17 protein-coding genes and 1 pseudogene are annotated in these 13,932 nt (G+C 68.7%); 5 read left to right on the top strand and 13 right to left on the bottom strand.

The window, feature by feature from the left end; genetic code table 11:
• Window positions 1-121: 121 nt before the first annotated feature.
• The 4 genes and pseudogenes from OG558_RS25245 to OG558_RS25230 all read right to left on the bottom strand — a co-directional run bounded on the left by OG558_RS25245 (window position 122) and on the right by OG558_RS25230 (window position 4,020).
• A complete protein-coding gene (locus OG558_RS25245; protein ID WP_329475091.1) occupies window positions 122-625 on the bottom strand; it encodes a hypothetical protein in 504 nt (167 codons plus the stop codon).
• 81 nt (window positions 626-706) lie between these two features.
• Window positions 707-817 (bottom strand): annotated as a pseudogene (locus tag OG558_RS25240) (lytic polysaccharide monooxygenase); the annotation flags it as partial.
• A 31-nt stretch (window positions 818-848) separates the two neighbouring features.
• On the bottom strand, window positions 849-2,966 hold the full coding sequence (gene malQ / locus OG558_RS25235) for a 4-alpha-glucanotransferase (RefSeq protein ID WP_405065234.1): 2,118 nt from the start codon (window positions 2,964-2,966) through the stop codon (window positions 849-851).
• A gap of 52 nt (window positions 2,967-3,018) precedes the next feature.
• Window positions 3,019-4,020, bottom strand: a complete 1,002-nt coding sequence (locus OG558_RS25230; protein ID WP_405065233.1) for a hypothetical protein — start codon at window positions 4,018-4,020, stop codon at window positions 3,019-3,021.
• Between the two features lie 128 nt (window positions 4,021-4,148).
• On the opposite strand from OG558_RS25230, the gene OG558_RS25225 reads away from it, so the two are divergent.
• The gene (locus OG558_RS25225; protein ID WP_405065232.1) at window positions 4,149-4,841 is read left to right on the top strand and encodes a mechanosensitive ion channel family protein; all 693 of its coding nucleotides are present in this window, start codon (window positions 4,149-4,151) and stop codon (window positions 4,839-4,841) included.
• Here the strand turns inward: OG558_RS25225 and OG558_RS25220 are convergent.
• The 5 genes from OG558_RS25220 to OG558_RS25200 form a co-directional block, all read right to left on the bottom strand.
• Entirely contained in the window at window positions 4,789-5,529 is a 741-nt protein-coding gene (locus OG558_RS25220) for a GNAT family N-acetyltransferase (protein WP_405065231.1), read from the bottom strand. The two genes, OG558_RS25225 and OG558_RS25220, sit on opposite strands and share 53 nt — an antisense overlap.
• An 88-nt stretch (window positions 5,530-5,617) precedes the next feature.
• The gene (locus OG558_RS25215) at window positions 5,618-6,046 is read right to left on the bottom strand and encodes an OsmC family protein (protein ID WP_329475086.1); all 429 of its coding nucleotides are present in this window, start codon (window positions 6,044-6,046) and stop codon (window positions 5,618-5,620) included.
• Window positions 6,047-6,104: 58 nt separating this feature from the next.
• Window positions 6,105-6,524, bottom strand: a complete 420-nt coding sequence (locus OG558_RS25210; RefSeq protein WP_405065230.1) for a globin — start codon at window positions 6,522-6,524, stop codon at window positions 6,105-6,107.
• Between the two features lie 15 nt (window positions 6,525-6,539).
• Window positions 6,540-6,953: an acyl-CoA thioesterase gene (locus OG558_RS25205; RefSeq protein ID WP_329475084.1), complete on the bottom strand. Its 414-nt coding sequence runs from the start codon at window positions 6,951-6,953 to the stop codon at window positions 6,540-6,542.
• The gene (locus OG558_RS25200) at window positions 6,953-7,378 is read right to left on the bottom strand and encodes a thioesterase family protein (RefSeq protein ID WP_329475083.1); all 426 of its coding nucleotides are present in this window, start codon (window positions 7,376-7,378) and stop codon (window positions 6,953-6,955) included. Before OG558_RS25200 ends, OG558_RS25205 begins: the two co-directional genes overlap by 1 nt.
• An 88-nt stretch (window positions 7,379-7,466) precedes the next feature.
• Between OG558_RS25200 and fabG the strand changes: the two genes are divergently transcribed.
• Together fabG and OG558_RS25190 are read left to right on the top strand one after the other, a co-directional pair.
• On the top strand, window positions 7,467-8,222 hold the full coding sequence (fabG, locus tag OG558_RS25195; RefSeq protein WP_405065229.1) for a 3-oxoacyl-ACP reductase FabG: 756 nt from the start codon (window positions 7,467-7,469) through the stop codon (window positions 8,220-8,222).
• 11 nt (window positions 8,223-8,233) lie between these two features.
• A complete protein-coding gene (locus tag OG558_RS25190; RefSeq protein ID WP_405065228.1) occupies window positions 8,234-8,689 on the top strand; it encodes a MaoC family dehydratase in 456 nt (151 codons plus the stop codon).
• Here the strand turns inward: OG558_RS25190 and OG558_RS25185 are convergent.
• From OG558_RS25185 to OG558_RS25175, 3 genes are all read right to left on the bottom strand, one after another.
• On the bottom strand, window positions 8,686-9,570 hold the full coding sequence (locus OG558_RS25185; RefSeq protein ID WP_405065227.1) for a GNAT family N-acetyltransferase: 885 nt from the start codon (window positions 9,568-9,570) through the stop codon (window positions 8,686-8,688). The two genes, OG558_RS25190 and OG558_RS25185, sit on opposite strands and share 4 nt — an antisense overlap.
• Before the next feature lie 79 nt (window positions 9,571-9,649).
• Window positions 9,650-10,456: a retropepsin-like aspartic protease gene (locus OG558_RS25180; protein WP_405065226.1), complete on the bottom strand. Its 807-nt coding sequence runs from the start codon at window positions 10,454-10,456 to the stop codon at window positions 9,650-9,652.
• A complete protein-coding gene (locus tag OG558_RS25175; RefSeq protein WP_405065225.1) occupies window positions 10,457-11,365 on the bottom strand; it encodes a GNAT family N-acetyltransferase in 909 nt (302 codons plus the stop codon).
• Window positions 11,366-11,612: 247 nt separating this feature from the next.
• On the opposite strand from OG558_RS25175, the gene OG558_RS25170 reads away from it, so the two are divergent.
• Window positions 11,613-12,353 (top strand): hypothetical protein, encoded by a 741-nt coding sequence (locus OG558_RS25170; RefSeq protein ID WP_329475077.1) that lies wholly within the window; start codon window positions 11,613-11,615, stop codon window positions 12,351-12,353.
• A gap of 41 nt (window positions 12,354-12,394) precedes the next feature.
• The gene (locus OG558_RS25165; protein ID WP_405065224.1) at window positions 12,395-12,925 is read left to right on the top strand and encodes a hypothetical protein; all 531 of its coding nucleotides are present in this window, start codon (window positions 12,395-12,397) and stop codon (window positions 12,923-12,925) included.
• On the opposite strand, the gene OG558_RS25160 is transcribed toward OG558_RS25165, so the two are convergent.
• A complete protein-coding gene (locus tag OG558_RS25160; protein WP_405065223.1) occupies window positions 12,916-13,887 on the bottom strand; it encodes a helix-turn-helix transcriptional regulator in 972 nt (323 codons plus the stop codon). The genes OG558_RS25165 and OG558_RS25160 overlap by 10 nt on opposite strands.
• Window positions 13,888-13,932: the final 45 nt, after the last annotated feature.

Genomic DNA, 13,932 nt, shown 5'->3' with positions numbered 1-13,932 from the left:
CAGCCTAGTACTTCGTGCCTGCGTCCACTCCAGTGCCTCACCCAGAGCGGACGCAGGCGTCGCGACGCCCAGCAGCCGCGGCGGTTGCCTCTGTCCTGCCCGCGCGGAGCCCGGTTGTTGGTTAGCAGCCGCCGCAGTTGTAGTAGGTGATGTCCCAGTGGCTGCCTTCGTCGGCGTAGATGTTGCCGGAGCCGGAGCGCCACTGCGGATAGCCGTCACCGCGGTCCGCGATCCGGGTGAAGTAGGTGTGGATGTAGTTGCCGACACACGTGTACTTCGAGATGTCGATCTTGTAGCCGTTCCAGTGGCTGTAGGTGCCGCTGGCGTGGCCGGTCTCGGTTCCGCCGGTGATGTTGATCGCACAACCGCTGGCGGTCTTCAGCGTGCGAGCGCCGTACACGGTGGTGTCGTTGATCTGCGCGAACGACGTGCAGGTCGAGATGTTTCGGTTGGTGCAGCCGCCGCTGGACGACCAAGTGATGCCGACCGCACGGAACAAGGATTCGGCCTGGGCCTGGGTCAGCTTGGTCAGGGCGGAGGCCTGGTCGACCATGACCACGCCGGGCAACAGGCCGGCGAGGACGGCGACGACAGGGATGAGGACACGTCGGAGAACGGATTTCATAGGGACACTCCTCGAAATACGGGGCGGATATTTCACAGAGTGCACTTCCCGCGAAAGATATTTCCGAAACCTCCGGTTGAATCAGAAATTGACATCCGAACACTGGTAGAAGGCGTTCCCCGTGTCATTGATCGTCCAGCCGGCCAGGATCATGTGCCGCCCGGTCCCATCAGGCCCGAGATCCGCAGACCCCGATGACCTCTCCTCCGTTGCTGACGCGGCACTAGATGTTGAGTGCGCCGATCAGCCGGCGCAGGCGGTGGTTGTTCGGCAGGTCCTCGATCAGCACCGGCTGGCCGTCCGGTCCGCCCAGCGGGATCCGCCAGTTCGGATACTCGTCGGTGGTGCCCGGCTGGTTCTGCGTACGACGCTCCCCGACGGCATCCGTGAGTGCCACACCGACCAGCTTCGCCGGCGTGTGAGCGACGTACTGATGCAGGGACTCGACGATGCGCTCGACGTCGCCGTCGGTGTTGCTGAGCAGGTGCCGCCCCCGCAACGCGTTGAGCCAGGAGTCGCGCTCGGCCTCGTCCACCGCGAGCTCCTCGGCAACCGGCCGGGTGAGCAGGCCCAGCTGGTTGCGTAGTTCGACGTGGTCGCCCGCGAGGTAGCCGGCGGTCGGCGGCAGGTCGTGGGTGGTGACGGTGGCCAGGCAGAGTTCGCGCCAGCGCTCCGGCGGCAGCGGACGGCTTTGAGCATCGCGCTCGAACCACAGCACCGACGTGCCGAGGATGCCGCGCTCGGTCAGGTAGTCCCGCACCCATGGCTCGACCGTGCCCAGGTCCTCACCCACCACTGTCACGCCGGCCCGCGTGGCCTCGAGCACGAGGATGCCAACGAGCGCCTCGTGGTCGTAACGGACGTACGTGCCTTCGGTCGGCCGCTCCGGCGACGTCACCCACCAGAGCCGGAACATGCCGAGGATGTGGTCGATCCGCAGCCCACCGCCGTGCCGCATGACTGCCCGGACCAGATCCCGCCAAGCGGCGTACCCGGTCTCGGCCAGCGCGTTCGGCCGCCATGGGGGCTGCGACCAGTCCTGACCCTGCTGGTTGAACGCATCCGGCGGCGCACCGACGTGGATGCCGGGCGCCAGCACGTTCTGCAGGGCCCATGCATCCGCACCGTCCGGGTGGACGCCGACCGCCAGGTCGTGGACGACGCCGAGCGACATGCCGGCCGCCTTCGCCCGGGCCTGGGTGCGGGCGAGCTGCTCGTCCAGCTGCCACTGCAGCCAGCAGTGGAACTCCACCGCGTCCGGATTCTCGTTGCGGAAGGCAACGACCGCGGAGGACATCGGATCCCGCAGTTCCTCGGGCCACTTGCTCCACTCCGGCCCGTGGACGTCGGAGATCGCGGCCCAGGTGGCGAAGTCGATCAGCCCCTGGCTCTCGCGGTCGCAGTAGGCGCCGTACTCCGCGATCCGGCCGATCGACGGTCGCACTCCGAACAGCAACTGCAGAGCCTCGCGCTTGGCGGCCCAGACGGTGTCCCGGTCCAGTGCGGTCCAGTCCTCGCTCAGTGCGCGCGCCTGCAGGCTGAGGGCCCGGACCCGATCCCGCTCCGCCGGCGCGAGGTCGCCGTACTCGTCGATGTCCTCGATGCGGAGGTAGATGGGGTTGTTGAAGCGCCGTGAGGCCGGGAGGTACGGCGAGGGCTCCATCCGGCCCGCGGTCTCCGCAGCGTGCAGTGGGTTCACCAGGACGAACCCGGCACCAAGATCATGGGCAGACCAGGCAGCCAGGTCGGCCAGGTCGTGCAGATCGCCGATGCCCCAGGACCGGCGAGAGCGGACTGAGTACAGCTGCAGCACCCAGCCCCAGGTGCGGTGCAGCTTCTCAGGGTGCAGTTTGCGCGGAGTCACGATCAGCGTGCTGACCGAGATCTCCGGACTGCTGCCGATCCGCGCGCACAGCCGGTGATAGCCGAGCGGCAGGTCACCCGGCAGCTGGAACGTCGCCTCACCGACCTGTACACCGTCGACCCACTCCGGCTCGACCCAATGCTCCTGCTGCGGGATGTCACGCCGCTGACCGCCATCCTCCATGTCCACCCAGACCTCGGCGGTGGACCCGTGCGGCAGATGGACGGCGAACCATGGCGTCCAGCCCTCGCGCATCACCACAGTGGCGGGCAACGTACGACGCCAGCGGGTCTGCTGGTGCTCCGCCAGGGCATCGGCGGCCTTGTCCGGTGTGGACGCGTCCACACCGAGCGCCGCGAGTACTGCGGACACCACCTCACTGGAGACGACCACATGCTCGCCCTGCCAGTTCCAGTACTCCGTCGCCACGCCATGGGCAACCGCTAGCTCGACAAGGGCCGGAGTAGGAGCAGTCACCTCAGCGAGTCTGCCGTATCAACGGCGCCAACGCGTAACGCAGCGCGCCGTGTCACTCATTCGAGCGGCGCCGGCTCAGCATCAGTACGGCGAGCAGCAGCACGCCACTGGCGACGACCAGGCCGATGGCCACGCCGGCCATGTCATCAGTCAGCTGATAGAGCGCCGTCGGCCAGATGACCAGCAGGATCGAGCACGCGACCACTGCGTACGCCGAATGGCGCCGGCGACCGTACGCGACCAGGAGGGCCGCGGGTCCCGCCGTACCGACGGCCAGGGCCATGATCTCGCCGCGCTCCTGGATCAGCCAGCAGATCGACGAGCTGAACATCGCGGCGCCGGCCAGCGACCACGCGGTCACCTGATCCCGGACCAGGCCGAGCATCGCGAGCACGAACGCCACCAGGATGAAACCGGTCCCGGCGATGCCCGCGCTGTTGACCGCCGAGCCCGCGTCCGGAGAGAGGACGTCCGACGTGATTACCAGCACACCCACTCCGAGGATGCCAAAAGTTGCCGCCAGCAACGAAGAGCCGGACAGCCACCACAGCCCGACCCCGGCCAGCGCGAGCGCGACCGACACCCCTGCGACGCGCCCGGTCTCTCCTTCGATCGCGACGTAAGTGGCGAAGCCGGCCACACAGCAGCCCAAGGACGCAAGCGCCGAGCTCACCTGCGCACGGCGCCGCAGCAGCGCGAGGACGACGGCTGCCCCGAGCAGGATGACCGCGGCACTGGTGCCGGTGGAAACCCGCGCGGCACGCCCCATCTCGCCCCAGTTCGCGAGGGTGAGCAGCGCGACCGCGCCGAGGAGCAGCGCACCGCCGATGTAGCCGAGCACCTCGATCAGGGCGTTCGGGTGGGTCGCCGTCGGTGGTGTCCGCGGCTTGGCCGGCGGCTCACCGGGCGTGGGCTGCGGCCGCGGCCGCCCGGGGTCCGACAGCGCCGCGTCGATCTCCGCGTCAGCGGCGTCGCGGAGCGAGTCGGCCTGGTACTGGCGCAGCACGCCCGCGCTCACGAGCCTGGACAGCTCGTCATCCAGCCGGCTGGGCATGCGATCGTCTCCCTTGCCTTCCTTCACTAAGATCGGGCGGCGAGATGCCTTATTTGACCAGCTACCTTACGTCCGCAGTCAGTCACCCCCTGTTTTCACCGCCCGGGACCTTTCCGACCTTCTTCCGGATGGGTAACGACGGCAAGCTGGAGGTGACCGACCAGATCATCGTCGTCCCGGCCCGGATCGCCGGGCTGATCATCGGCTTCCTCGTGCTCCGGTGGGTCCTGCACAAGCTGATCCGCAAGTTCGCCCGCCGGACCGGGAACGGCGCCGTCGCCGGCGTGCTGTCGAAGTCCAAGATCGGCCAGGGGTTCGTCGAGAACACGCTGGCCAACGAGCGCCGGACCCAGCGGGCCGAGACGATCGCCTCGCTGCTCTGCAGCACCGTGACGATCGTGCTGACCGCCGTCCTGGTGGTGATGGTGCTGGCCGAGCTCGGCTTCAACGTCGTGCCGGTGGTCGCGTCGGCGAGCATCATCGGTGTGGTGCTCGGTTTCGGCGCGCAGACGCTGGTGAAGGACTTCCTGGCCGGCGTGTTCATGATCTTCGAGGACCAGTACGGCGTCGGCGACCTGATCGACATGGAGAAGGCGACCGGGGTCGTGGTGGAGGTCGGCCTGCGGATCACGACGCTCCGCGGCGAGGACGGCACCACCTGGTACGTCCGCAACGGCGAGGTCGTCCGGGTCGGCAACCTCGCCACCCGCGACCCGTCCAGCAGCGCGTCCTCGGGCGTCGGCAGCGCCACGGCGAAGGCCGAAGAGATCAAGGACGACGAAAGTGCGGCGACCGGAACGCCGCACGAAACCCAAGCTTGAGATAGAGCCGCTCGGCGTCCGACCCCTCCACCACCTGCAACGTTAGCCGCGGCGCGCCTTCGCTAGTTGCGGCTCGTGCCGCCTCAGCGGCATCCCACCTCGCTTGGGCGAGCAGCGCTGAGGCAAGCCCCCGCCCTCGGTATGCCGGCTTCGTCGCGACCGCGTAGACCCCGAAGACGGCCCCGGTCCGCAGCAGCAGCGTCACCGAGACCGGATCACCGTCGACCCTGAGCAGGTAGAGCGACTGATCCGGCGCTCGGTAGTTCCGGACCGCCAGCTCCAGGAACTTCTGCCGCCACCAGTCGTAGTCCGGCTCGTCCTCGTCGAGAAACGCCGCACTCTGCACCTCGGCAAACCCCGCCGCATCCTCGTCCGTCTCGATCGCTGCCACCACCCCGGCCACCGGCGAGTCCACGGTCGGTTCCACGGGCGCTTCCATGTGCACGAGCACCTCGGCCGGCTGGAAGCCCGCCGCGGTCAGCCGCTCAACCCAGCCGTCACCGCTCCACGGCACCAACCGGACCGTCGCCGTACCGGCCGGGAGCTCGGCTGACGGGGAGAGCGGGATCCACGCCGAGAACTCGGCCGACTCCCCGACCACCTCGATCCCGGCGGCAGAGCGGCGTACCGCACCGCGATGGGCGGCCAGGAACGCGAGGTGGTTGTCGAGCAAGGCGGCGTCGGGCATGAGAGCAGTCTGACCGGCTCCACCGACAGGAACGACAGCGTCCGGCGAACCCACAGGGCTCGCCGGACGCTGTGTGAAGCGGTCAGGCTCAGGCGGTGAAGGTGACGTCCAGGGTGATCGGGACGGCGGCCAGCGCCTGGGAGACCGGGCAGTTCTTCTTCGCGCCCTCGGCGAACTCGGCGAACTCGTCGGCGGTGATCCCGGGGACCTTGCCGTTGACGGACAGCTTGATGCCGGTGATGCCCTCACCCGGCTGGAAGGTCACGTCGGCCTGGGTGTCGATCGCCTCCGGCGCGTTGCCGGCACCGGCGAGCGCGTGCGACAGCGCCATCGAGAAGCAGGTCGAGTGCGCGGCGGCGATCAGCTCTTCCGGGCTGGTCCTGCCGTTCGCCTCGTTCGCCCGGGAGGCCCAGGTCACGTCGTAGGTGCCGACGCCGGACGACTCCAGGGCGACCTGGCCGGCGCCCTCCATCAGCGAGCCTTCCCAGTGGGCCTTGGCCGTACGCGTGGTTGCCATGCTCGTGTTGTCTCCTTCGAGAGAGATGGAGTGCCTCGTCAAGAACCGTTCGGCACGCCTAGCGGCCGGACACGTCGATCGCGCCCGGGTACTGCGGTTCGTCGGTGTTCACCATGCTGTGCGCCGCCATCACCATGTACTTCCAGATCTGTTCGTCCTGATCCGGCGCCAGGGCGATCTCGTCCAGCGCGGCACGCATGTGGCCCAGCCAGCGGTCCCGGGCGGTCCGCGTCACGGCGAACGGGGCGTGCCGCATCCGTAGCCGGGGGTGCCCGCGCTGCTCGGAGTACGTTTTGGGGCCGCCCCAGTACTGCTCCAGGAACATCCGGAAGCGCACTTCGGCCGGACCGAGGTCCTCCTCCGGGTACAGCGCGCGCAGTTCCGGGTCGTCGGCCACGCCGCGGTAGAAAGCCGCCACCAGCTTGTGGAACGTCTCGGCCCCACCGACGGCGTCGTAGAAACTCTGCTGCTCAGTCATGTCGGTTCTAGTGTCTCAAGCCGCTGCAACGTGCTTGAGGAGGGCTGCCCGTTCGGACTCCGACAGCGGCCGCTTGGCGTGCGTCTCGGCGTCGGTGGCGACGATGACCGAGACCGCCTTGGCGTAGATGTCCTCGGTCTCCCCACTGCGGTCGACGATCCGGGAGCCGAGCGTGTACGACGTCGTACCGACCGAGTCGATCCACACGTCCACGTCGTACGGCGGATGCCTCAGCAGGATCGGGCGCAGATAGTCCACGGTCTGGCTGACCAGGGCACACGGGTGCTCGGCGAACAGATCCCCCGTCTCGAGGACCTCGGACAGGAATGCGATCCGGGCCTCCTGCAGATAGTCGAAGTACCGGACGTTGTTGACGTGGTCATACGAGTCGATGTCCGACCAGCGAACCAGGACCGGGTGCGTGTACATCAAGCGCCCACCAGCTTCGACAGGGCCTCGCGTTCGACCGGGCTGATCCGGCGGAGGCGGTTGGCGGCGAAGTCGAACGGGACCAGCCTGGTCCGCGCCTCGACATAGGTACGACGATCGGGGTCGGCGTCGAGGATCTCGTAGTCCACGGTGAACGAAGCGGCCCTGATCTCGCTGATCCACAGCTCGATCCGGACCGGCTCGGGCCGGAAGTACAGCGGCCTCCGGTACTGCACCTCGTGCCGAGCCACCAGCAGACCCGTCTCCAGGTCGTCCGCGCCGAGCTCCTTGGCGGTCCGGAACAGGAAGTCGACCCGGGCGTCCTGCAGATAGTCGACGAACCGGCCGTTGTTCACGTGGCCGAGGGCGTCCAGGTCACCCCACCGCAACGGGCAGTAATAGACATGGCGGTTGTGATGATCCACACGGCGATCATCGCATCCTGGGTACTCCCGGCGTGACTGAGCGTGGGTAATGTCATCCCCGGCAGCAGCACTGACCGAAGGAGCGCGGATGAGCGAGCAGCGGGTGGCGATCGTTACCGGGGCGGCCCGGGGAATCGGTGCGGCCGTGGCACAGCGGCTCGCCCAGGACGGGAACGCGGTTGCCGTCCTGGACCTCGACGAGGGCGCCTGCGCTGGGACCGTGAAGGCGATCACCGAGGCCGGCGGCCAGGCCGCCGCGGTCGGCTGCGACGTCAGCAAGTCCGACCAGGTCACCGCCGCGGTCGACCGGGTGGTCGCCGAGCTGGGCGCGCCGACGATCCTGGTGAACAACGCCGGCGTGCTGCGCGACAACCTGCTGTTCAAGATGTCCGAGGACGACTGGGACACGGTCATGTCCGTGCACCTGCGCGGCAGCTTCCTGATGTCGAAGGCCTGCCAGGCGCACATGGTCGAGGCGGGCTACGGCCGGATGGTCTTCCTGTCCTCGACCTCGGCGCTGGGCAACCGCGGCCAGGCGAACTACGCGTCCGCGAAGGCCGGGCTGCAGGGGCTGGCGAAGACGCTGGCGATCGAGCTGGGCAAGTTCGGCGTCACCGCGAACGCGATCGCCCCCGGCTTCATCGAGACCGACATGACCGCCGCCACCGCGGCGCGGGTCGGGGTCGACTTCGAGGAGTTCAAGAAGGCCACCGCCGCCACCATCCCGGTGAACCGGACCGGCAAGCCGGAGGACATCGCCGCGGCGGCGTCGTTCTTCTGCAGCGAAGAGGCCGGCTTCGTCTCCGGTCAGGTCCTGTACGTCGCCGGCGGACCCCGGAACTGAGGGCAGACGGGATGACGCAGTCGTTCAACGGCATCGACGAGGTCGTGCACGCGGTCGGCACCCACCTGGGTGAGACCGAGTGGCTGGAGATCACCCAGGAGCAGGTGAACACGTTCGCCGACGCGACCGGTGACCACCAGTGGATCCACGTCGACGTCGAGCGCGCGTCGAAGGGCCCGTACGGCGGGACGATCGCGCACGGTTACCTCACGCTGAGCCTGATCGCGCGCTTCGGTGACGAGCTGTTCTCCATCGACGGCGTCACCGCCAAGCTCAACTACGGCGTCAACAAGGTCCGCTTCCCGGCTCCCGTCCCGGTCGGCACCCGGGTCCGCGCCGGCGCCTCGATCGCCAACGCCGTCGAGACCCCGGCCGGCGTCCAGGTCTCGCTCAACTGGGTCATCGAGCTCGAGAACTCCACCAAACCCGCCTGCGTCGCGGAGACCGTCGTACTGCTCGTCCCTTAGAGGGGGCAGATCAGGACGGCGTGGGTGGTCACGCGGTCGTAGCCGAGCCACTCGTTGACGGCGAGCATCGGCGCGTTGCCGTCGTAGTTGGCGGTGTACGCGCCTCGCACCCCTGCGCCGGCGGCACGGTGCAGTGCGGCGGACTTGACCAGCTTGGCCAGACCGCGGCCGCGGTACTGCGGCAGCGTCGCAGTCATCTTGGACCAGATCCGGTTCCGATCGCCGTGGCCGAGCGTGAACGCGACCAACTGGTCCTGGTACAGCGCGGCCACGCTCAGGTCGAGCACCATGTCCGGCGATCGCCAGATCGCGGCGAGCCAGTCGTCGTACGGGCGTGAGGTGATGTTCGCGTCGCCGGGTTTGGTGCGCTGGGCAACTTGATCGGCCTCGTACAGCTGCTGCGGATCGACGTCGATCAGTGCGACCAGTTCCACGCCGGTCGGGATCCCGGGCACCTCCGGCGCCTTGCGGGGGTCGATGCCCGCGTAGTGCACCTGCCGGGTCTGCCGGTAGCCGCGCCGGGCTGCCCACTCCACCGTGGCGGGATCGGCGAACACCCGCGCGCTGGTCGCGCCGGCCGACCGCAGATCCTCGTGCGTTGCCTCCAGCAACTTCGAACCGATACCCCGGCCCCGGTGGTCCGGCCGGACCAGCAACCGCAACTGTCCGTCCAGCGGTTCCGACCCGGCGATCAGCTCGGTCGTTGCCCACCCGACCACTTCACCGGCATCCACCGCGGCGAACGTTCCGTTGCCCGCGACGGCGGGCGAGGCCAGTCTGCGCGTCACCGCGCCCCGGGTGACCACCAGGTACGGCGCCAACGCGTCGTGCAACGCGATCGCGCCTTCGACATCCCCCGTTGCGGCCGCCCTGATCTCCATGCAATCTCCTTGCGAACTCCCTCAACGAGTCCTCCGGAACATAGCGCGCATTCAGGTGCAGACCAATGACAGCTCTGTTTCAGAGCCGCGGCGCGAGGATCATCCAGGCACCGGAGACGTCGAAGGACAGACGGTAGCGCTCGAGGTAGTCCGCGCCCACCAGCCCGTCGTGGATGATGTCCTGGAACTGCACCCGCGGCGCCTGCTGCGCGGTCTCCGGTGCGGCGGCCAGGTGCACGCTGCCGCCGATCGAGACCCAGTGCCGCGTCCATACATAGCCGGTCTCGTCCGTACCGGCCCGCGTCGTCACGTCCGGGCTGTCGAGATCGACCCCGCAGTCGGACACGTAGCGCGTGTCGAGGATGAGGCTGGCCGACCCGGTGTCCACCTCGACGGAGATCTCGCGCCCACTCGGCAACACTAGCTGGACGAAGGGATCCCCCGACACCGACTCCCGCCGGATCTCGAGCGGAATCTCGTACCCCTCGACGGCGAAGTCCGCCCGAGGGCGGACGGTCAGGGTCGACGCAACCGGGTCGGTGGTGACCACGTAGTGCTCGAAGAACGCCGGACCGAGGATCCCCGCGAATCCGTTCGGGCCGTCGATGTCGCCAAGGTCCGCGACTCCCGCGACATGCGCGTCGACGGTGTAGTCGCCGAACACGACCGTCGGCAGCCGGACCAACGGTGTCTCGACGGACTGACCGGACATCCGCCGGCCGGTGAACGTCTCAGCGCTCGGCTGCACGTCGGCACGCGCCGCGAGCGCCGACGACACGACGGTGATCCCGATCCCGGTGTCGACCAGGAACCTGTACTCGTCCCCACCCACCGTCACCGGGACCCGGACCAGGTGCTGGACACGGTCGAACCCGACGGTCGTCATCTAGCCGGCCAGTGTGCGCAGGAGACCGAACTCCGTCTGGACGCGCTGATAGCCCAACCAGTTGTTGACGGCAAGCATCGGGCCGTTCTCGTCGTCGTTCGACGTGTACGCCGCGGTGATGCCGGCCGCGGCGGCCCGGCGGAGGGCGACCGACTTGACCAGCTTGGCCAGCCCCCGGCCGCGGTACGCCGGGATCGTGCCGGTCATCCCCGACCAGGCCCGGTCGGCGTCGGTCTCGACCACGGTGAAGCACACCATCTCGTCACCCACCATCGCGGCGACGCTCAGCGACTTGTCCAGCGCGGGACCCTGCCAGATCTCCTCCAGCCATCGCTCGTAGTCGATCGAGTCGATCGGCGAGTCGCTCGGCTCGTCCAGCGAGGCGATCGAGTCGGCGGTGTACGCCTGTCGCGGGTCGACCTGGTCGAAGGTCACGAGCTCGATGCCGTCCGGGGTCGTCGGCTGCTCGGGCAGCGACCGTACGTCGACGCCGGAGTAGTGCATCTGCCGCGTCCCGTCGTACCCGAGGTTGTGGGCGAACTCGAGACCGTCCGGGTGCACGAACGCCCGCACGCGGATCGCGCCGACCTCGGTCAGATGCTGGTGCAGCCGGTCGGCGAGCGCGGTGCCGATGCCCCGCTTGCGCTGGTCGGGATGCACGTAGATGGACAGGTGGCTCTGGCCCGGTTCGCTGGTCCAGACATTCAGGCCGGCCGATCCCCAGGCAACCAGTTCGCCGTCGGCCTCCGCGACCAGTGGAAGGAACCGCTCCCCCGGCGTCTGCACGGTGATCATGTGCCTGGTGGCCGCCGGCGACATCACCTTGTACGAGTAGACCGCCCGGCGCACTGCCGCGATCGCGTCGGCGTCATCGCCGACGGCCGACCGGATCACCACCCCTGTCGTCATGGCGGGACCTTAGCCACGACGCCTGCCACACGCCATGCATTAAGAACAGCAACGTGATCGCAACGGCTGCGCGCGTCTTGTGATTCTGCTGTGCGGTCGACTGGCACTACAGTTACCCGGTGCTGTCGGACTGATCGCCCCGACCACCGGAAGTGCCATCGTGCTGGGACACGACGGGGTCACCGGTGGCGGGGCGTCCGCGGGGCTCACCCTTGTCGGCCCGCCCGCGACTGCGCATGCTGGCGGAATGAGCCGGACCCGGCGGATCGTCGTACGCTGCCTGGCCGGCGTCTACGCACTGCTCTGGCTCCTCCCCGGTTTCGCCATCATCGATCTGACGGTGACCTGGGATCGGTCCTGGCCAGTCATGCTGGAGGCCGGCTGGGGCCTGCTGTTCGGAGCCCTGGTGGCCGCTCCGTTCGCGGCTCTCGTCGTCGTGCCGGATACCCCCGGTGCCGTCCTCCAGTTGATCACCGTGTGCCTTTCGATCGCGCTGGCAGCGACGCTCTCACTGGCGTGGGCGGCAGCGGTCCTCGCCGCCGTACTGGCCGCTCAGATCGCAACAGTCATGCTCGGCGGCCCGCGGCGACCATGGCGTGCACTGGGACCACGCCAACTGTCGTGGCCCCTGCTCACGGTTGCCGTTGCGGGCAGCGGGCCCTGGCTCACCTACGCGTTCAGAATGTTCGCGGCCGACCGCGCGAACCGGCCGGACAGCGACGTCACGCTCGGCGTGGACCACTACGCCATCCAGGGAGCGCTCGCGCTGGCACTGGTCAGTCTGACGTACCTCGGCGCGTTGTGGCCGGATCGGTTGTGGGCGGCCATGTGCGGGGTCGCGGTGTCGGCCGCCTATCTAGGCATCGTTTCACTGGCGCACCAAGGTACCGCCGGTGGCTTCAGTTCGGGCTGGTCGTGGGCGGCCATCGCCTGGGGCGCGGCTGCCGTGGTTGCCGCCTCGTTCAGCCGGCTCCGCCGATCTGTCTGAAAGGGCTTGACCTCAAGAGTTGTCAGGAGTAAGTAGCTCTTATGCAGATTACAGATGGAGCGGCTGCGGCTAGTGTGCTGGCCGGGTTGATGGTGTCCGACGGGCCGCGGGCGGAGTTCGTGGAGGCGTTCCGGCCGTTCGCGCCGTTGATCGGCAGCTGGGAGCTCGACGTCGCCTGGTACGACGACGACGGCAACGTCACCCGGGAGACCAAGGGCGAGTGGCACTTCGCCTGGGCCCTCGACGGCCGCGCGGTCGCCGACATCTGGATCACCCCGAGCCGCGCCGCCCGCGGCACCGACGGCGACGGCGAGTGGGGCCTGTCGATCCGCATCCACGACCCCGAGCTGAACGCCTTCCGCTCGACCTGGCTGGGCCCGAAGGCCGCGTTCGTCATGCCATTCATCGCGCGGGCCGACGGCGACTCCATCACCCTCACGTCGCAGACCGCCAACACCCGCTGGGCGTTCACCGGCATCACCGAGACCAGCTTCCACTGGCGCAACGAGGACCAGGCGGACGACGGCCGTGTCATCCTCCGCCAGACGTTCGAGGCAAAGCGTCAGCTGTAGACCGCCACAGCGGCCTCGGCGAGCCGCAACATCCTGGACCGTAGGTCGACCGGCTCCAGCACCTCGACATCGCCCGCGAAGCCGAGCAGTACACCACATGCGGCCTCCTGGACCCGGAAGTGCAGGCGCAGATGCGGCCACTCGTCATCCGCCGGCACGTCCCGGGCGACAGACCCTTTGGCCAGCATCGGTGTGGCGATCCGCCGTACCAGCTCGACCCGCTCTGGTCGCACCCGGATCAGCACATCGACCCCGACGGGCATGTTCTGCTCGAGTCCGGACCGCAGCCGGTCCCACTCCGCGCGGACGTCCAGTCCGTCAGGCCGTACGGCGGCGGCCTCGAGCACATCCACCTGCTCTACCCGCGAGACCCGGTACATCCGCGCCGTCCCGCGATGCGCCGCGACGAGATACCACCGGCCGGCCTGCTCGACCAGCCCCCACGGATCGACGGTACGACGCTGAAGCCCCGCACTCGCGGACGCATAACGCAGTCGCACCCGGCGCTGCGCCACCACCGCCTGCCGCAGCACCGGCAGTGCACCGTGATCCTCGGCCTCCGCGAACCACCGCCGACGATCCACCACGATCGCACCCGACAGCGCATCCGCATCGTCCTGCAGTGCCAGCGGCAGCGTCGACGACAGCTTGCCCATCGCGGACTGCAGCGCATCCCGCAGCCCCAGCTCCTCCGACAACGCGGCCCGCCCCGACCACGCGAACAACGCCTGCGCCTCGCGCGGCGTCAGCCCACTCACGTCGGCCCGATACCCCGGCAGCAGCACACAGCCCCCGTTGCGCCCGCGCTCGCTGTAGACCGGTACGCCGGCCGCCGACAGCGCCTCCATATCCCGCAGGACCGTCCGCGTCGACACCTCCAGCCGCTCGGCCAGTTCCCGCGCACTCAGCCGCGCATGCCGCTGCAGCAACAGGATGATCTGCAACAACCGGTCCGCTCGCACGGTCTCCACAATATGCGACAGAAGATGTCACATATACCCCGCGAG

Source organism: Kribbella sp. NBC_01510 (assembly GCF_045040325.1).
In the GTDB taxonomy this organism is placed as follows: Bacteria; Actinomycetota; Actinomycetes; order Propionibacteriales; family Kribbellaceae; genus Kribbella.
This window is presented reverse-complemented; position numbering and strand designations above follow the sequence as displayed.